We start from the raw sequence: 15,688 nt of genomic DNA on the forward strand, positions 1-15,688 counted from the left end.
CGGCCCGAGGTGAGTCGTCCCACGTCGGAACGGGGTCACAGAAGCGTCACACCGCTGGCTCCCGCCCCGTGCGTGCATTAGCGTTCGGAAAAACGACCCGGGAGCTCGTCCCCGGCGTCGGGGGACAGGGGAACGGGGAAGCACATGAACAAGGTCATCGCGGTACTGGCGGCTCTCGCGGCGGCGGGGGTGTCGATCGGTCTGGTGGCGCCCGTGTGGGCGGCCACGCAGCTCCACGAGGACGGCACCGGTTTCGTGACCGGCGCCGACGCCAGGGCCGCGCTCGGCTGGGACGACGAGACGCTGCGGGCCAACGCGGCCTCGCTCGAGTTCGTGGCCGAGTCCGAGTCGGTGACCGGGATCTCGTGGGAGTGCGTCCGGCCGGGCACCCCCGAGGTCGTGGCGCTGCGGACGGACCTGGTGGTGACCGAGACCCGGGGGGTCGCGAGCACGCCGAGCCGGCTGTGGTGGCGGACGCTCGTCGGCTTCACGCTGCAGGGCTTCGACGGCCGGGGCGCCTCGAGCGCCGTGCCCGAGGGACCCGCGCCCCACTCGTGCCCCGACCCGTCCTGGATCCTGGTGCCGGAGAGCTCGCGGACCGTGGAGCACCAGGGCGAGCCGGTCCTGGCGGTGGTGCACGACGGGGTGCAGCACCCGGTGCCGGTCGGCTGAGCGGCTCAGCCGCGGGCCGCGCCGAGCCGCTCGACCACGTCCCGGGCGGCCGCCACGATCCCGTCCACCTGCTCCGGGGTGATCTCGGCGGACAGCGTGAACCGGACCGCGGTGGTGGCCACCTCGGGCGGGAAGCCCATGGCGGTCAGCACGTGGGAGGGCTCGGCGTCCCCGGCCGCGCAGGCCGAGCCCGAGGACACGAGCAGCCCGCGGGCCTCCAGGTCCACGAGGACCGTCTCGCCGTTGACCCCGGGGAAGCAGAACGAGGCGCTGCCGGGCAGCCGCGCCGCCGGCCGCTCCCGCGGGTCCGGGCCGGTCAGCACCGCCGAGGGGATCTCGGACAGGACCCCGGTGATCAGCCGGTCCCGCAGGGCGGCGAGACGGGCGGCCCGGTCCGGGCGCTCCTCGGCCGCGAGCCGCAGGGCCGTGGCGAGACCCACCGCGCCGGCCACGTCCGAGGTCCCGGAGCGCCGGCCGCGCTCGTGCCCGCCGCCGCTCAGCAGCGGGCGCAGGGGGGTCCCCCGGCGCAGGAACAGCACCCCCGTGCCCTTGGGCCCCCCGATCTTGTGCCCGGCGAGGCTCAGCGCCGCCACGTCGAGCGCTTGTACGTCCAGTTCCAGCGACCCGGCCGCCTGGACCGCATCCGTATGGAACGGGACGTCCCGCGCCCGAGCCACCGCAGCCAGTTCGGGGATCGCCTGGACCGTACCCGTCTCGTTGTTCGCATGCATCACGGATACCACTGCGGTGCCCGGACGAACAGCCCTCTCCAGGGACGCGGGGTCCACGACCCCCTCCACGGACACGGCCAGCTCCGTGACGTCGAACCCGTCCCAGCGGGCGAGGTCCCGGGCCGAGTCGAGCACGGCGTGGTGCTCCACGGCACTCGTCACCACGTGCGTGCGCGCGGCGTCCCGGTCCCGGCGCCCCAGGGCGATGCCCTTGACGGCCAGGTTGTCCGCCTCGGTCCCGCCCGAGGTGAACACGACCTCGGCGGGCCGGCAGTTCAGCACCTGCGCGACCGTCGCGCGGGCGTGGTCGAGCCCGGCCAGCGCGCGCCGGCCCGCCTCGTGGTGGCTCGAGGCGTTGCCGAACTCCTGGGTGAGGTAGGGCCACATGGCCTCCAGGACCTCCCGCCGGACGGGGGTGGTCGCGGCCGAGTCGAGGTAGAGCACGGTCATCCTCTCCGGCCGCCGAGCCCGATGTCGAGGCCCAGGTCCACGTTCGGCGCGGAGTGGGTGAGCGCGCCCACCGAGACGACGTCCACCCCGGTGGCCGCGATGTCCCCGATGGTCTCCAGGCGCACGCCGCCGGAGGCCTCCACGGTGGCCCGGCCGTCGATGATCGCCACACCGCTCACGAGGTCGTCCACGGAGAAGTTGTCCAGCAGGATCGTGTCCGCGCCCCCGGCCAGGACGGCCTCGATCTGGTCGAGCCGGTCCACCTCCACCTCGAGGTGCACCGTGTGCGGGAGACGACGGCGCAGCTGCCGCAGGGCGCCGGTCAGGTCCGTTCCGTCGGCCGTGAGCAGGGCCAGGTGGTTGTCCTTGGCCATCACGGCGTCCGAGAGGGAGTGCCGGTGGTTGTGCCCGCCCCCGCTGAGCACGGCGTGCTTCTCGAGCGCCCGCAGCCCCGGCGTGGTCTTGCGGGTGTCGGCCACCCGGGTGCGGGTGATCGTGCCGGCGGGGAGTTCGGCGGCCTGCTCCACGCGGGCGACCGTCTCCTCGACGGCGGCGACGTAGCGGGCGGTCAGCGTGGCGATCCCGCACATCCGCTGGGTGAGGTTCAGGGCCACGCGCTCGCCGGTCAGCACGGCGCGGGCGGGACCGGTCACCACGGCCAGGGTGTCACCGGTGTCGAAGCGGTCGCCGTCGGCGCGGACCAGCTCCACGACCACCGCGGGGTCCGCGGCGGCGAACGTCGCGGCGAAGACCTGCCCGCCGGAGAAGACCCCGGCCTCGCGCGCCACGAGCTCGGCCCGGGCCGTGGTGCCGGCGGGGATGAGGTGCTCCGAGGTGATGTCGCCCCAGGGGACGTCCTCGGCGAGCCCCCGCTCCACGACCTCGGTGATGGCGGCTCGGGTCAGCATGCGGGGATCCTCTCCGGTAGGTCGAACATGTCGATGTCGACATGTTCACTGGTCAGCGCGTGGTAATTGCTCATGTGCGGGGTGGGTGCCAGGCGCCAGAACGTGCGTCGGGCCCGGGTGGGGTCGGGCGCCGGGAAGTCCTCCCGGAAGTGGGCCCCCCGGGACTCGGTGCGGTGCAGGGCCGCGGCGGTCACGGCGCTCCCCACGGTCAGCAGGTTCCGGTCCTCGACCGCGCGGCGGGAGAGGCCGGTGGGTGGGCGGAAGCCGGCCAGCCGCCGGGCCAGTGCCTCGAGCCGTGCGTGGTCGCGCAGGACGCCGGCCCCGGTCCACATGGCCTCCTGGAACTGCGCACGGTCGAACGGCTCGGTGCTGCTCCCGGCCGGGGCGGCGTCCCTGCCGTGGGGCGCATCGAGCCCGGACCGCCCGGGTCCCGGCAGGACCTCCGCGCGGCCGGGCAGGACGAGGCGCACCGGGGCGCCGTCGTCCGCTCGGCCGGGGCCCAGTGCGTCCGCACGTAGCGCGTCCGCGACGCGAGCACCGAAGACGGCGCCCTCCAGCAGGGAGTTGGACGCCAGCCGGTTGGCTCCGTGCACCCCCGTGGCCGCGCACTCGCCCACGGCGTAGAGACCCGGAACGGTGCTGCGCCCGAGGCCGTCGGTGGCGACCCCGCCCATCAGGTAGTGGGCCGCCGGGGTCACCGGGACCGGCTCGCGGGACCAGTCGAGGCCGTGCGCGCGCAGGGCGGCGTCGATCGTGGGGAAGCGCCGGGCGAGGAACTCGGCGGTCGTGCCGCCGTCCGGGCGGGATCCGGGCGGGGCCAGCCGGGTGCAGTCGAGCAGGACCGGCCGGCCGTCCTGGGCCAGGGACCGGCGGACGTTCTCACGGGCCACCACGTCGCGGGGGGCGAGCTCCGCCAGCGGGTGCGCGTCCGCCAGGAAGCGCCGGCCCGCGGCGTCCCGCAGCACCGCGCCCTCACCGCGGACCGCCTCGGAGACCAGGAAGCAGCCCGGTGCCGCCAGCGCCGTCGGGTGGAACTGCACGAACTCCAGGTCCGCCACGGCGGCGCCCGCGCGCAGGGCCGCGGCGATGCCGTCGCCGGTGGCCACCGCGGGATTGGTGGTGTGGGGGTAGAGCTGCCCGGCCCCGCCGGTGGCGAGCACCACGGCGTCCGCGCCCAGCTCACGGAGCCGGTCCCCGGGACCGGTCAGCACGAGGGCCCCGGCCGCCCGGCCGCCGGCGTCGAGCACCAGGTCGACCAGCAGGGTGCGCCGCAGGATCCGCAGGTGCCCGGAGGCCTCGGCCGCCAGCGCGGCGGCCAGGAGGGCGCGCTGGATCTCGCGGCCGGTCGCGTCACCGCCGGCGTGCAGGATCCGGGGCAGGGAGTGGGCGCCCTCGAGGCCCTCGAGCCAGGGGGAGTCGGCTCCCGCCGTACGGTCGAAGCCGACGCCGCGCGCCACGAGCTCGTCGATCGCGGCCGCCGAGTCGCGCACGAGGACGCGCACGGCGTCGTCGTCGCACGTCCCCGCGCCGGCGGCGAGGGTGTCCCGGACGTGCAGGTCCTCGGAGTCGCGGGGCTGGCCGGCGGGGAGCGCGGCCGTCATGGCCGCGATCCCGCCCTGGGCGCGGGCGGTGCCGGTCTCGTCGAGGGCGTCCTTGCTCAGCACGGTCACGTCGAGCCCGTGGTCCGCGGCGCGCAGGGCCGCGGTGAGACCCGCGATGCCGCTGCCCACCACGAGCACGCGCGGTGCCGGGTCCGTGCTCACCGCGGCAGCGCCGCCAGCATCCGCTCGAGCGCCACCTCGGCGTCCCGGGCGGTCGCGGCGTCCACGGAGACCTGGTTGATCGTGCGCCCGGCCACGAGCTCCTCGAGCACCCAGGCGAGGTAGCCGGGGTGGATCCGGTACATGGTGGAGCACGGGCAGATCACCGGGTCCAGGCAGAAGATCGTGTGCTCGGGGTGCTGGTCGGCGAGCCGGTTGACCATGTTGATCTCGGTGCCGATCGCGAAGGTGCTGCCGGGCTCGGCGGCCTCGACGGCCTTGCGGATGTGGTCGGTGGAGCCGTTCTCGTCGGCGGCGTCGACCACGGGCATGGGGCACTCGGGGTGCACGATGACCCGCACGCCGGGGTGCTCGGCCCGGGCCTTCTCGATCTGGACCACGGTGAAGCGGCGGTGCACCGAGCAGAAGCCGTGCCAGAGGATCACCGTCGACGCGGTGAGCTCGTCGACGGTGTTCCCGCCGAGGTCCTTGTTCGGGTTCCACATCGGCATCTGCTCGAGCGGGATCCCCATGGCCTTGGCGGTGTTGCGGCCCAGGTGCTGGTCGGGGAAGAACAGCACCCGCCGGCCGCGCTCGAACGCCCACTCCAGCACGGTCGCGGCGTTGGAGGAGGTGCACACGATGCCGCCGTGCCGGCCGCAGAACGCCTTGAGCGCCGCGGAGGAGTTCATGTAGGTCACGGGCACCACGCTCTGCCGGCCGTCCTCGTCGGTCTCCCCGAGGACGTCCATGAGCTGCTCCCACGCCTCCTCGACGGAGTCCTCGTCGGCCATGTCCGCCATGGAGCAGCCGGCGGCGAGGTTGGGCAGGATCACGGACTGGTGCTCGCCGGAGAGGATGTCGGCGGTCTCGGCCATGAAGTGCACGCCGCAGAACACGATGGCCTCGGCCTCCGGCTTCGAACGGGCGGCGCGGGCCAGCTGGAACGAGTCGCCGAGGAAGTCGGCGTGCTGCACGATCTCGTCGCGCTGGTAGAAGTGGCCGAGCACCACCACGCGCTCGCCGAGGGTCTCCTTGGCGGCGGCGATCCGCCGGTCGAGCTCCTCGGCGGACGCGCGCTGGTACTCCTCCGGGATCACGGGCTGGGCCGGGGTGCCGGCGGGCACCGTGTCGGCCTCGGAGGCCCCCGGGCCGTAGCCCGCGGAGACGGTGGGCGCGAAGTCCCACGGGTTCGTGGCGAGGTCGGTGCTGCAGGTGCTCGGGGCCGGAGCGCCGGCCGGCTTCCCGGTCAGCAGGTCGATGCGGGTGGCGACGGAGGTCATGTCTGCTCCTGGGTGCTGCGGCCGGCCGGGGTGCGGTCGGCGAGGTCGAGGTCGTGGTCGTAGCGGTAGAGCCGGGGTGGTCGGTGGCGCGTGCCCTCCAGGCGGGTGCCCGTGTCGAGGACGGCGCCGGACGCCAGCACCTGGCGCCGGAAGTTGGCCGGGTCCAGGGGGGTGCCCAGGATGGCCTCGTGGACATCCCGGAGGGCGGCGAGCGTGAAGGTCTCGCCGAGGAAGGAGTAGGCCACGCGGCTGTAGGTGATCTTGTTGCGCAGCCGGTAGAGGGCGTAGTCCACGATGTCGCTGTGGTCGAACGCCAGAGGTGGCAGCTCGGCGGTGCGCATCCACGTGACGTTGAGGTCGGCGTGGAGGTCGGAGGTCTGGTCGGCGCGGATCGAGGCCCAGTAGACGATCGAGACGACGCGCTCCTCGGCGTTCGCCGAGCGGGTCAGGCCGCCGAAGGCGTAGAGCTGCTCGAGGTAGCCGGGCTGCAGACCGGTGGTGAGCTGCAGGGACCGGGCGGCGGAGGCCTCGAGGTCCTCGTGCGGCTGGAGCGGTCCGCCGGGCAGGGCCCACATCCCCCGGAAGGGGTCGCGGACGCGGCGGACGAGGGGCAGCCAGAGCTCCTTGCCGCCGTCGGGGCCGGTGTCGCGGGCGGCGAAGATGACGGTGGACACCGCCAGTGCCACGTTCTGCGCGGTCATCGTCACCTCCATCGTGTTCCACGCCTTCAGGTTGCAGTGACTATAACACTGTTCGAGTCAGTGTGACGTTAACGAAGTCGTGACCATGGCGCCGCTGACCAGGCCCCATGAAAACGCGGGTTCCATGATGTCCACAGGGGTTGCTGCCGAGCATCCGGGAGCACTTACCATCTGACCCATCCAGCCGGTCCGTCCGGCCGCGGCAGAGCGAAGCGGGGAACCTCATGGTCCGGTCCAACCCAGACGGCACGGCGCTGGGGGTCGCCGTCCTGGCGGCACTGCTTCTCACGGGATGCGGCCCCGACGACGACGACGGCGGTGCGGCGGCGTCACCGTCCAGCCCCGCCCCGTCGGCCGCGCCGACGACGGCGGAGCCCGGCCCGGGTGCCACCCCGGCCGACTACGTGCCGGCCTCCCTCGACGGGCCCGCGCAGAACGTGCCCGTGCCCGTCATGCCGGACCTGGCGCGGGAGGAGTCCCGGGAGGGCGCGCAGGCGTTCCTCGACTACTGGTCGGACGCCATGTGGTACGCCCATCAAACCGGTGATGCAGAATATGCCCAGACGATCATCAGTGATTCTTGTGACATATGCACGGAACAATTGATGTTTATTGAGGATGTTTATGGAGATGGGGCATGGTTTGTCGGGGGCCGAGAGAGCCCCAAGATCCAGGATGCAAGTATTCAACGTTCCTCGGACGGAGTCTATAAGCCGATTGTCATTACAAGTGCTGAGGGGCTTAAGCTCGTCGAACACGGGGAAGTCACATATGAAGCCTCTCCCCGCAGTGGGGAAGGGGACCCCTTCCCCGTATATCTAGATTATGCAGAAAAATCTTGGATATATATAACTGCAGCAAATTTACCTGGGGCCGGTAAAAGCAATGGGTAAGATGAGTCTTTCTGGATTGCTAGCAGCGTCACTCCTACTCCTACAGGTAAGCGCTGAATCATCTAATAAAGAAGAAGGCTGGGCGAATAAAGCAACCCGATTAAATAGCGGTTACTCTATGCGTGGCCAGCGCAGTGCTGACATTTCCAATTCGACGACTGCTGTTGCCGACGGAGACAAGATGAAGTTGGAGCTCCGACTCGACGAGGGGCCACCAATCGTGGCCGACAGTTCTCAACGACATGATCCGGGTGCTGTGGGTGCGCAGCCGGTCGACTACGACCCGGACGAGGACCCCGCCTTCCAGAAGGCCCTCCGCCAGTACCTGGGCGACCAGGGGATCGACCGGCCGTTCAACCCGGACACCATCGCGCAGTCGAAGTCGCAGACGTTCGGCCTCCAGAACCCTTGCACCAACCGGAGGGGCGCCGTCCTCGAGGACTGCCTGGCCGAACGGGACTGCACCACGGCGGACGGCGGGGAGGGCGTGTACATGAACGTCGTCGTCCGGCAGGGGGAGGGCCCCAGCACGCCGTGGGGAGAGCCCATGTGCGTCTCGGTGGCCGAGGCGGAGGGGGGCGAGGAGGTCGTGGAGCTGCCGACCTTCACCCTGCAGGACTTCCGGACGCTGGCCGTCGCGCCGGCGATCAGCACGGTCCAGCCCGCGCCCGACACGCTGCGGGGCATGCACACCAACGTCTGGGCGGAGGCCCGGCCCCAGCAGTTCAGCACCGAGCTGGGCGGCTTCCCGGTACAGGTCCGCGCCGTTCCCGTGCAGTACGCGTGGGACTACGGCGACGGCACCGCGCTCGGACCCACGGAGCTCAGCGGCGCCCCGCTCTCGGAGGACGCGTGGGACGTGGAGACCGACACCAGCCACGTCTACACCGAGACCGGGGACTACGCCGTCTCGCTCACCACCTGGTTCTCCGGCGAATACTCCGTCGCGGGCGGTCCGTGGCTGCCCGTGGCAGGGCTCAACGACGTGGCGAGCGCACCCGTGCCGATCAGTGTCTGGCGCTCCACGGTGCGCAACTACGCGGACGACTGCCTCGAGAACCCGCAGGGCACCGGCTGCTAATCCCCGCGCCGACCGGTACGCCGTCGGATCCTGGTGGGATGATCGACGGACACGGTTCTCCGGACCCGGAGAACCCGGTCGGCGATCCCGCCGGTGCGCGCGCGCCGGACGAGGAGAGGGGCGGAACAATGACGATCTCCGGTCCGTGGGTGCTCCACTTCAGCTGGGGCTGCACCGACGACTACGGCAGAGTGACCTTCGCGTTCAACCCGGACGGCAGCTTCTCGGGCGGCGGCTTCTCCGGTGCCTGGCGGCAGCACGACGGCACCCTGCTGCTCCGCTTCGCCGACGGCCCGGCGCAGTACGGCGGCACGGTCACCGGCAGCGCGGGGGCAGGGGCGATGTCCTGCTTCGACGGTTCTCCGGGCGGCTGCTGGTACCTGGTCCGGCAGGGCTCCGACGACGGGGCGGTCCCCGCGGACAGCAGCGCCGGGCAGCCGGCGGACGCCGCCGGGCGGTGGCTGGACTCCGCGGGGACGGCGCCCGGTGAGCTGGACGCCGCGGGCAACCGGATCTGATGCGGGGGATGGGGAAGAGATGACCACGGACCACGGACACCGGTACGGCCACGGAGTGCGCTGCGGGGTGATCCCGCCGTACGTGCACGAGCAGATGGCGGTGCACGGGGACGAACAGACCCGGAGGAACGCCCTGGCCGCGCTGGCGGTGGACACCACGGTGCGGACGGAGCGGCTGATCGCGGACCTGACCGCCCGGGCCGTCGCGACGCAGGCGACCGCCCACAAGGAGCGCCGGGTCCACACTGCGGGCAACACCGGCGAGCTGCCGGGCACCCTGGTGCGCACGGAGGGGGACCCGGCCAGCGGGGACCCTGCCGTGGACGAGGCCTACGACGGGCTGGGCTCCACGTTCGACCTCCTGCAGGAGGTCTTCGGGCGCAACTCCCTCGACGACGCCGGCATGCCCCTGCTCGGCACGGTGCACTACCAGGACAAGTACAACAACGCGGCCTGGGACGGCCGGCAGATGATCTTCGGGGACGGCGACGGCCAGTACTTCAACCGCTTCACCGCCTCCGTGGACGTCATCGGGCACGAGCTCGCCCACGGGATCACCACGCACGAGTCCGACCTCCTGTACATGCACCAGGCCGGAGCGCTCAACGAGCACTTCTCCGACGTGGTCGGGGCCATGGTCAAGCAGTACGTGGCCGTTCCCCGGCAGACCGCGGCGGACGCCGACTGGATCGTCGGCGCCGGTCTCTTCACGAGCGCCGTGAACGGAGTGGGCCTCCGTTCGATGAAGGCCCCCGGCACGGCGTTCGACGACGACGTGCTCGGCAAGGACCCGCAGCCGGACCACATGTCCCGCTTCGTGCACACGCTGGACGACAACGGCGGTGTGCACATCAACTCCGGCATCCCGAACCGGGCCTTCTACTTCGCGGCGACCGGACTGGGCGGCCACAGCTGGGACAGGGCCGGGCGGATCTGGTACGCCGCGATGCGGGACCCCGAGCTGCGGCGCCTGCGGTGGACCGCGCAGTTCAAGGACTTCGCGGGTCTCACGCTCCGGCACGCCGGCACCCAGTTCGGACCCGCGGAGCAGGCCGTGGTGGCGGATGCCTGGCAGCAGGTGGGGGTCGTGCCCGAGACGGTCCGGTCCGTGGGCGCCCTCGTGGACGAATGGGTGCTCCACTACAGCTGGGGCTGCACGGACTCCTCCGCCCGGACGACCCTGACCTTCCGCGAGGACGGCTCGTTCACCGGCGAGCTGACCGGGCGGTGGCACCAGCAGGACGGCACCCTGCTCCTGTCCTTCGACGGCGGCGCGGCCCGGTACGCCGGCACGCTCGCGGGCGACGTCGCCACGGGCGCCATGACCACCTTCGAGGGGGCGGACGGATGCTGGCGCCTGACCCGGAAGGGTGCCACGGGTATAGTCGGGAACTGATTCCCCACCGGCCCCGGCGGTCCCCGCACGGAACCGACCGGGCCACCCGCGTCCTACGGAGGGACGGTGCCGTTCATGGCGAGAGTCAGCTACCGCCTCGAGGGAGGCATCGCGTACTTCCCCGGGCTGGCCGTGGAGCGGAGCTTCGAGACCGAGTCCCTGCCGCGGGCGCAGCAGGACGCGCTCCTCGACCTCTTCGAGACCGTCCGCACGCACCGGCTGGGATCGGCCGCGCCGACGACCCGCCGCGGAGCCGACCAGCAGTCCTACGTGATCGAGGTCCAGGAGAGCTCCGGCGTCCGGCGCCTCGTGGTCGGCGAGTTCGACCAGGACCCGGCGGCGCAGGAGCTCGTGGCCCGGCTGCGCGACTGCGCGGACCAGTGCGAGCCGGGAAGCCCCTGAGCCGGACCGAGCGGAGGTCATCAGAGGTCATTCCCTGCCGCCAAGAGGCTCCCGCGTGCGACATTAGCCCCCGCAAAGACATCGTCCCTTATCAGAGGGGTGTTGGGTGGCTACACTCGGCCGGACCTGACCGCCGCGCCCACCACCTGGAGACCGAGATGTCGAAGAGATCGCGCGCTCGTTCCATCACCATTCTCACGGCGGCCGCCCTGGCCGTGTCGGGGAGCCCGGCCCTCGCGGTCACGCCCCCGGCGGCTCCACGGACCCCCGATGCTCCCCCGCTGGTGCCGGCCGCCGACCAGCTGGTGGCCACTGCCGAGACCTACCCGGCGGCGGACACGGATGTCCTCACCGTGACGGTCACCCGCAACGGCGTTCCCGAGCAGCGCGGCGGCTTCGCCCTGGACGTGCAAGAGGTGCTCGACGCCGCACTGGAGGACCTGACCTCGGCGGACTCCTCTCCCGGGGATCCCCTGCTCGTGCTCAACCCCTTCGGCACCAACACCACGGGGATCCTCGCCCAGTTCGACACCGAGGACAACGGCACCCTGACGTACACCGTCAGCTCTCCCGGCACGGCGGACTTCAACCGCGTCGCCAAGGACCACGACCCGAGTCCCTCGTCGTTCGAGGGGCAGCTCATCGGGGTGGTCCCTGGCGCCGAGAACACCGTGACCACCACCTGGCAGCCCGACGGCGGCGAGCCCACGGAGTTCTCGTTCACGATGACCGCCCCACCGAGTGCTTCCGGCGACCGCACGACCCTCGAACGCACCGTGGAGGGGGACGCCGAGGAGCTCACCGACGGACTGTTCGCGGTCATGGGGCTGAGGCGTCACATCGACTACACCCTGCTCTACGACAACGCGGGAGTGCTGCGCGCCGAGTTCGACCTCGACGACTACCGCACGGACCGGCTGGAGTTCTACGGCGACACCATGGTGACCACGGTCGGGACGGACAAGGTGGTCCGGATCGACGGCCTCGGCCGGGTCGTGACCAGCCACGTGCTGGACGGGTACGAGATGCACCACGACTTCGACGTCACCGACGACGGCAAGCTCGTGATCCTGGCGACGGAGACCGCCAAGGGCAGCGTGGAGGACGTCCTGGTGTCCCTCGACCTGCAGACGGGGACATACGAGAAGACGGTCGACTTCACGGAGCTCCTGGCCGACTACAAGTCCCGCACCCAGCCCTACGGCCCGGGGCCCTACGGTCCGGGCGAGGTGGACGACTGGCTGCACCTGAACTCGGTCGACTGGTCCCCGGACGGGGACTCCGTGATCGTCAGCGCGCGCGAGAACTCGGCGATCCTGAAGGTCGACGACGTGCACGGGAGCCCCACGGTCGACTACATCATCGGTCAGCGCGAGGTCTGGGCCGGCACCGACGTCGAGGACCTGCTCCTCGAGAAGGCGGGGGACTTCCCCGACAGCGCTGGGCAGCACTCGGTGGTGCGCCACGACGACGCGGAGCTGGCGGACGGCCAGTACTACCTCACCATGTTCGACAACTCGTTCTGGAGGATGAGCAGCCGTCCGGACTACACGGCTCCCGTGCCCGTCGGGGCTTCCCCGGTGCCCACGGCGGACCCCTCCCTCCGCTCGGAGTACCGGAAGTACCTGGTCGACGAGAACGCCGGGACCTACACCGAGGTCGAGTCGGTCCCCGTCCCCTACTCCGCGATCGTCAGCAACGTCCAGGACCTCGGTGGTCCGCTCGTGGTCAACAGCGGCCAGGCCCTGACGTTCGCGGAGTACGACGCGCAGCGGGAGGTCGTCGCTCGATACGGCTACGCCCTCGAGGGACCAACCGAGGACGACTTCGCCTACCGGGTGCTCAAGTACGGGTTCGGCAACTTCTGGTTCGTCGCGGACTGAGCCGGCGCGCCCATCGCGGCGGGAACGGACAGCACCACCGAGGCCACCGCGCAGCGGTCCTGCTTCAGCTGGTGTTCAGCCGGTGGTGGTTGGCTGGTGCGTGTGAGGGGATCCCCGGGACACAGGGAGAGCTGACGGTCCCGGCCGAGGAGTGGAGAACCGCGGCCGGGACCCGTTCCGGAGACCGGTCCCGTGCGCGTCCGAGGAGTTCGCGTGCGGGACCGGGTCCTCACGCCTGGCCCGCGGACTCCGCCCACTCGGCGACCCGGGCGCTGCTCTGCTCCTCGGAGAGGTCCTCGACCCGGGTCATGATCGACCACCGGATGCCGAACGGATCGCGGATGCTGCCGTAGCGGTCGCCGGAGACGAACGTGCTGACGGGCTCGCGGACCTGCGCGCCGGCGGCGAGGGCGCGCGCCACGACGTCGTCGACGTCCGGGACGTAGAGGCCCAGGGAGAAGCAGTCGTCGTCGCCCGCGGGCGGTGCCACGAGGTGGAAAGCAGGGTTCACCTCGCCGAGCTGGAGGCGTCCGTCACCGAGGTCGAGCGTGGCGTGCGCGACGACGGGCGTCCCGTCCGGTCCGGGCATGTCGGTGCGGTCGACGAGGCGGGCCCCGAAGGTGCGCGTGTAGAAGTCGATCGCCGCGGCCGCGTCGACCACGGCGACGAAGGGCGTCAAGGACGTGAACCCCCGAGGCGTCCCGTCGGTGGTGTGCGCTCCGGTGACCCCACGGAGGTTCTGCTCTGTGCTCATGCCCCGAGCCTAGGAAACCGGACGCTGACCGGTCTTGAAGATTCCCGCCACCCTCGGGTGGTTACGCTCGTGCCATGAGCGAGCCGCCCACCACACGGGGCCACCTCACCCCGGGCCCGCACGCCACGATCGTGCGCCTGCCCGCGCCCGACGACGTCGCCCACCTCGTCCGCCAGCTGTGGATTCCGGAGTGGGACCTGCCGGCGGGGGAACGGGCCGAGCAGCTCGTGCTGGGCTATCCGGCGAGCAACGTGGTGGTCGAACCGGACGGGGTGGCGCTGCACGGGCCCACGAGCCGCGCCTCCGTCCGGGTGCTCACGGGACGCGGCTGGGCGGTCGGCGCGCTGCTGCGCCCTGCCGGAGTCCTGCTGTTCACCGAGCGCCCGGCGGAGCTGCTCGACGGCTCGGTGGCGCTCCCCGCCCCCGGACTGCACTCGGCCGTCGCGGAGGCCATGGCGGGGACCGACCCGCTCGGCCTCCCCGCGCGTGCGGCGGGGCCGCCCGAGGTGGTGGCCTCCGCCGGTGGGCCCACGGTGCGCTCGGCCGTCGGAGAAACCGGCGACGGGACCGTGGCGGAAGCCGCGCCGACCGGTCGGCAGGAGCGGGCTGCCGCTCTGCTCGTGGACCACGTCCGGGCGCTGGCGGCGGAGGTGTCCCCGGCCGCGGTCCGGGACGGTGCCATGGCCAACCGCCTGGTCGATCTCCTCGAAGCGGAACCCGGCGTGCGGAGCCCGGCCGACCTCGCCCGGCAGCTGCACGTGTCCGAGCGCTCCCTGCAACGGCTCGCGGCCCGGTTCGTGGGCATGCCGCCGCAGCTGCTGCTCCGTCGTCGTCGGCTCCAGGAGGCGGCCGAGCGGATGCGGGCGGAGCCGGCCGCGGACCTCGGGACGCTGGCCGCGGAGCTGGGCTTTGCGGACCAGTCCCACCTCACCCGGGAGTTCCGGTCGGTGCTGGGCGCCACCCCGCGCGGCTACGGCCGCGGGGACGGATGACGGCGCCGGGCCCGGCGTCCGTGGCGGCGAGGACACCGGAGCCGCCGGCTGTGAGGAAGGAGACAGCGGAGAGGAAAATAACTCGGGGCCTTCTCCCGTTGACACGGAAAGAACAAGTTCCCTGATGAAAGGCTGCCCCGTGCCGCACTCCACCCTGTCCACCCCCGTCACCCTCGGCTCGCTCGAGCTGCCGAACCGTCTCGTCATGGCCCCCCTCACCCGGATGCGCTCCGGCCGTGACGGCGTCCCCGGCGAGCTCAACGTGGAGCACTACGCCCAGCGCGCCTCGATGGGCCTCATCGTCACCGAGGGCACGTACCCCGACGTGCGCGGGCAGGGCTTCGCCTACCAGCCCGGCATCGAGACGCCGGAGCAGATCGAGGGCTGGCGCCGTGTCGCCGAGGGCGTCCACGCGGCGGACGGCCGGCTGTTCATGCAGGTCATGCACGCCGGGCGCGTGACGCACCCGGACATCAACGGCGGTTCCCAGCCGGTGGCGCCGAGCGCCGTCGCGATCGAGGGCCGGACCCACACCTACCAGGGCAAGGCCGACTACCCCGTCCCGCACGCCCTCACCCTCGAGGAGCTGCCGGCCGTGGTGGAGTCCTTCGTCCGCGCCTCGCGCAACGCGATCGAGGCGGGCATGGACGGCGTGGAGATCCACGGCGCCAACGGCTACCTGCTGCACGAGTTCCTCGCACCGGGGGCGAACCGGCGCACCGACGAGTACGGCGGCTCCCCGGCGAACCGCGCCCGCTTCGTGGTCGAGGTCGTCCGGGCCGTGGCCGCAGCCGTGGGCGCGGGAAAGGTGGGTCTGCGGATCTCGCCCGAGCACAACATCCAGGACGCCTGGGAGACCGACCACGAGGACGTCCGGGCCACGTACGCCGCGCTCGTCGACGGCATCGGGGACCTCGGCCTCGCCTACCTCTCCGTCCTGCACAAGGAGCCGGCCGGAGAGTTCGTGCAGGGGCTGCGCTCCCGCTTCGGCGGCGCCTTCCTGGCCAACAGCGGCTTCAGCGACGTCCCGACCACCCGCGAGGAGGGCGTGCAGCTGATCGAGGAGGACGTGGCGGACGGCGTCGTCGTCGGACGCCCGGCGATCGCGAACCCGGACCTGGCGCGGCGCTGGGCGGAGGGCCTGCCGGAGAACGTGCCGGACCCGCGGACCTTCTACACGCAGGGCGCGGAGGGCTACACGGACTACCCGTTCGCCCAGGCCTGAGCGGCTCGCCGTGGTCCGCCCGGTCAGGCCGGGCGGACC

15 protein-coding genes are annotated in these 15,688 nt (G+C 72.2%); 9 read left to right on the forward strand and 6 right to left on the reverse strand.

The window, feature by feature from the left end; all coding sequences use genetic code 11:
- Positions 1–144 precede the first annotated feature (144 nt).
- The gene (locus tag ACFU0Y_RS06025; RefSeq protein WP_380213550.1) at positions 145–672 is read left to right on the forward strand and encodes a hypothetical protein; all 528 of its coding nucleotides are present in this window, start codon (positions 145–147) and stop codon (positions 670–672) included.
- Positions 673–677: 5 nt separating this feature from the next.
- Here the strand turns inward: ACFU0Y_RS06025 and ACFU0Y_RS06030 are convergent, their stop codons facing one another.
- From ACFU0Y_RS06030 to ACFU0Y_RS06050, 5 genes are read right to left on the reverse strand one after another with little or no spacing between them, the layout of a single operon-like run.
- Entirely contained in the window at positions 678–1,847 is a 1,170-nt protein-coding gene (locus ACFU0Y_RS06030) for a cysteine desulfurase family protein (protein ID WP_380213551.1), read from the reverse strand.
- Between the two features lie 2 nt (positions 1,848–1,849).
- A complete protein-coding gene (gene nadC, locus ACFU0Y_RS06035; RefSeq protein WP_380213552.1) occupies positions 1,850–2,761 on the reverse strand; it encodes a carboxylating nicotinate-nucleotide diphosphorylase in 912 nt (303 codons plus the stop codon).
- The gene (locus ACFU0Y_RS06040; protein ID WP_380213553.1) at positions 2,755–4,524 is read right to left on the reverse strand and encodes an L-aspartate oxidase; all 1,770 of its coding nucleotides are present in this window, start codon (positions 4,522–4,524) and stop codon (positions 2,755–2,757) included. The genes nadC and ACFU0Y_RS06040 overlap by 7 nt, the downstream gene beginning before the upstream one ends.
- Complete coding sequence (gene nadA, locus ACFU0Y_RS06045; RefSeq protein ID WP_380213554.1) at positions 4,521–5,804, reverse strand: quinolinate synthase NadA; 1,284 nt, start codon at positions 5,802–5,804, stop codon at positions 4,521–4,523. Before nadA ends, ACFU0Y_RS06040 begins: the two co-directional genes overlap by 4 nt.
- Positions 5,801–6,505, reverse strand: a complete 705-nt coding sequence (locus tag ACFU0Y_RS06050; RefSeq protein ID WP_380213555.1) for an NUDIX domain-containing protein — start codon at positions 6,503–6,505, stop codon at positions 5,801–5,803. The genes nadA and ACFU0Y_RS06050 overlap by 4 nt, the downstream gene beginning before the upstream one ends.
- Positions 6,506–6,729: 224 nt before the next feature.
- Here ACFU0Y_RS06050 and ACFU0Y_RS06055 point away from each other — a divergent pair, with 224 nt between their 5' ends.
- The 6 genes from ACFU0Y_RS06055 (at position 6,730) to ACFU0Y_RS06080 (ending at position 12,678) form a co-directional block, all read left to right on the forward strand.
- Positions 6,730–7,398, forward strand: a complete 669-nt coding sequence (locus ACFU0Y_RS06055) for a DUF6318 family protein (RefSeq protein WP_380213556.1) — start codon at positions 6,730–6,732, stop codon at positions 7,396–7,398.
- Positions 7,399–7,579: 181 nt separating this feature from the next.
- Positions 7,580–8,479 (forward strand): PKD domain-containing protein, encoded by a 900-nt coding sequence (locus ACFU0Y_RS06060; protein ID WP_380213557.1) that lies wholly within the window; start codon positions 7,580–7,582, stop codon positions 8,477–8,479.
- Between the two features lie 128 nt (positions 8,480–8,607).
- Entirely contained in the window at positions 8,608–8,997 is a 390-nt protein-coding gene (locus ACFU0Y_RS06065) for a hypothetical protein (RefSeq protein ID WP_380213558.1), read from the forward strand.
- A gap of 19 nt (positions 8,998–9,016) precedes the next feature.
- Entirely contained in the window at positions 9,017–10,393 is a 1,377-nt protein-coding gene (locus ACFU0Y_RS06070; protein ID WP_380213559.1) for a M4 family metallopeptidase, read from the forward strand.
- A gap of 75 nt (positions 10,394–10,468) precedes the next feature.
- A complete protein-coding gene (locus tag ACFU0Y_RS06075) occupies positions 10,469–10,795 on the forward strand; it encodes a protealysin inhibitor emfourin (RefSeq protein ID WP_380213560.1) in 327 nt (108 codons plus the stop codon).
- A 158-nt stretch (positions 10,796–10,953) separates the two neighbouring features.
- Positions 10,954–12,678, forward strand: a complete 1,725-nt coding sequence (locus ACFU0Y_RS06080) for an aryl-sulfate sulfotransferase (protein WP_380213561.1) — start codon at positions 10,954–10,956, stop codon at positions 12,676–12,678.
- A 229-nt stretch (positions 12,679–12,907) separates the two neighbouring features.
- On the opposite strand, the gene ACFU0Y_RS06085 is transcribed toward ACFU0Y_RS06080, so the two are convergent.
- Positions 12,908–13,432 (reverse strand): VOC family protein, encoded by a 525-nt coding sequence (locus tag ACFU0Y_RS06085; protein ID WP_380213562.1) that lies wholly within the window; start codon positions 13,430–13,432, stop codon positions 12,908–12,910.
- A 74-nt stretch (positions 13,433–13,506) separates the two neighbouring features.
- On the opposite strand from ACFU0Y_RS06085, the gene ACFU0Y_RS06090 reads away from it, so the two are divergent.
- Both ACFU0Y_RS06090 and ACFU0Y_RS06095 read left to right on the forward strand, forming a co-directional pair.
- Positions 13,507–14,424 carry a helix-turn-helix domain-containing protein gene (locus ACFU0Y_RS06090; protein ID WP_380213563.1) on the forward strand — a complete coding sequence of 306 codons (918 nt, stop codon included), beginning with the start codon at positions 13,507–13,509 and terminating at the stop codon, positions 14,422–14,424.
- 124 nt (positions 14,425–14,548) lie between these two features.
- The gene (locus ACFU0Y_RS06095) at positions 14,549–15,649 is read left to right on the forward strand and encodes an alkene reductase (protein WP_380213564.1); all 1,101 of its coding nucleotides are present in this window, start codon (positions 14,549–14,551) and stop codon (positions 15,647–15,649) included.
- Positions 15,650–15,688: the final 39 nt, after the last annotated feature.

It is taken from the genome of Kocuria sp. NPDC057446 (assembly GCF_042802875.1).
GTDB lineage: Bacteria > Actinomycetota > Actinomycetes > Actinomycetales > Micrococcaceae > Kocuria.

Bases quoted from the DNA above. Each gene is read 5' to 3' on its own strand.
- ACFU0Y_RS06025 (WP_380213550.1), top strand. From the start codon at position 145: ATGAACAAGGTCATCGCGGTACTGGCGGCTCTCGCGGCGGCGGGGGTG.
- nadC (WP_380213552.1), bottom strand. From the start codon at position 2,761: ATGCTGACCCGAGCCGCCATCACCGAGGTCGTGGAGCGGGGGCTCGCC.
- nadA (WP_380213554.1), bottom strand. From the start codon at position 5,804: ATGACCTCCGTCGCCACCCGCATCGACCTGCTGACCGGGAAGCCGGCC.
- ACFU0Y_RS06050 (WP_380213555.1), bottom strand. From the start codon at position 6,505: ATGACCGCGCAGAACGTGGCACTGGCGGTGTCCACCGTCATCTTCGCC.
- ACFU0Y_RS06055 (WP_380213556.1), top strand. From the start codon at position 6,730: ATGGTCCGGTCCAACCCAGACGGCACGGCGCTGGGGGTCGCCGTCCTG.
- ACFU0Y_RS06060 (WP_380213557.1), top strand. From the start codon at position 7,580: ATGAAGTTGGAGCTCCGACTCGACGAGGGGCCACCAATCGTGGCCGAC.
- ACFU0Y_RS06065 (WP_380213558.1), top strand. From the start codon at position 8,608: ATGACGATCTCCGGTCCGTGGGTGCTCCACTTCAGCTGGGGCTGCACC.
- ACFU0Y_RS06070 (WP_380213559.1), top strand. From the start codon at position 9,017: ATGACCACGGACCACGGACACCGGTACGGCCACGGAGTGCGCTGCGGG.
- ACFU0Y_RS06075 (WP_380213560.1), top strand. From the start codon at position 10,469: ATGGCGAGAGTCAGCTACCGCCTCGAGGGAGGCATCGCGTACTTCCCC.
- ACFU0Y_RS06080 (WP_380213561.1), top strand. From the start codon at position 10,954: ATGTCGAAGAGATCGCGCGCTCGTTCCATCACCATTCTCACGGCGGCC.
- ACFU0Y_RS06085 (WP_380213562.1), bottom strand. From the start codon at position 13,432: ATGAGCACAGAGCAGAACCTCCGTGGGGTCACCGGAGCGCACACCACC.
- ACFU0Y_RS06090 (WP_380213563.1), top strand. From the start codon at position 13,507: ATGAGCGAGCCGCCCACCACACGGGGCCACCTCACCCCGGGCCCGCAC.
- ACFU0Y_RS06095 (WP_380213564.1), top strand. From the start codon at position 14,549: ATGAAAGGCTGCCCCGTGCCGCACTCCACCCTGTCCACCCCCGTCACC.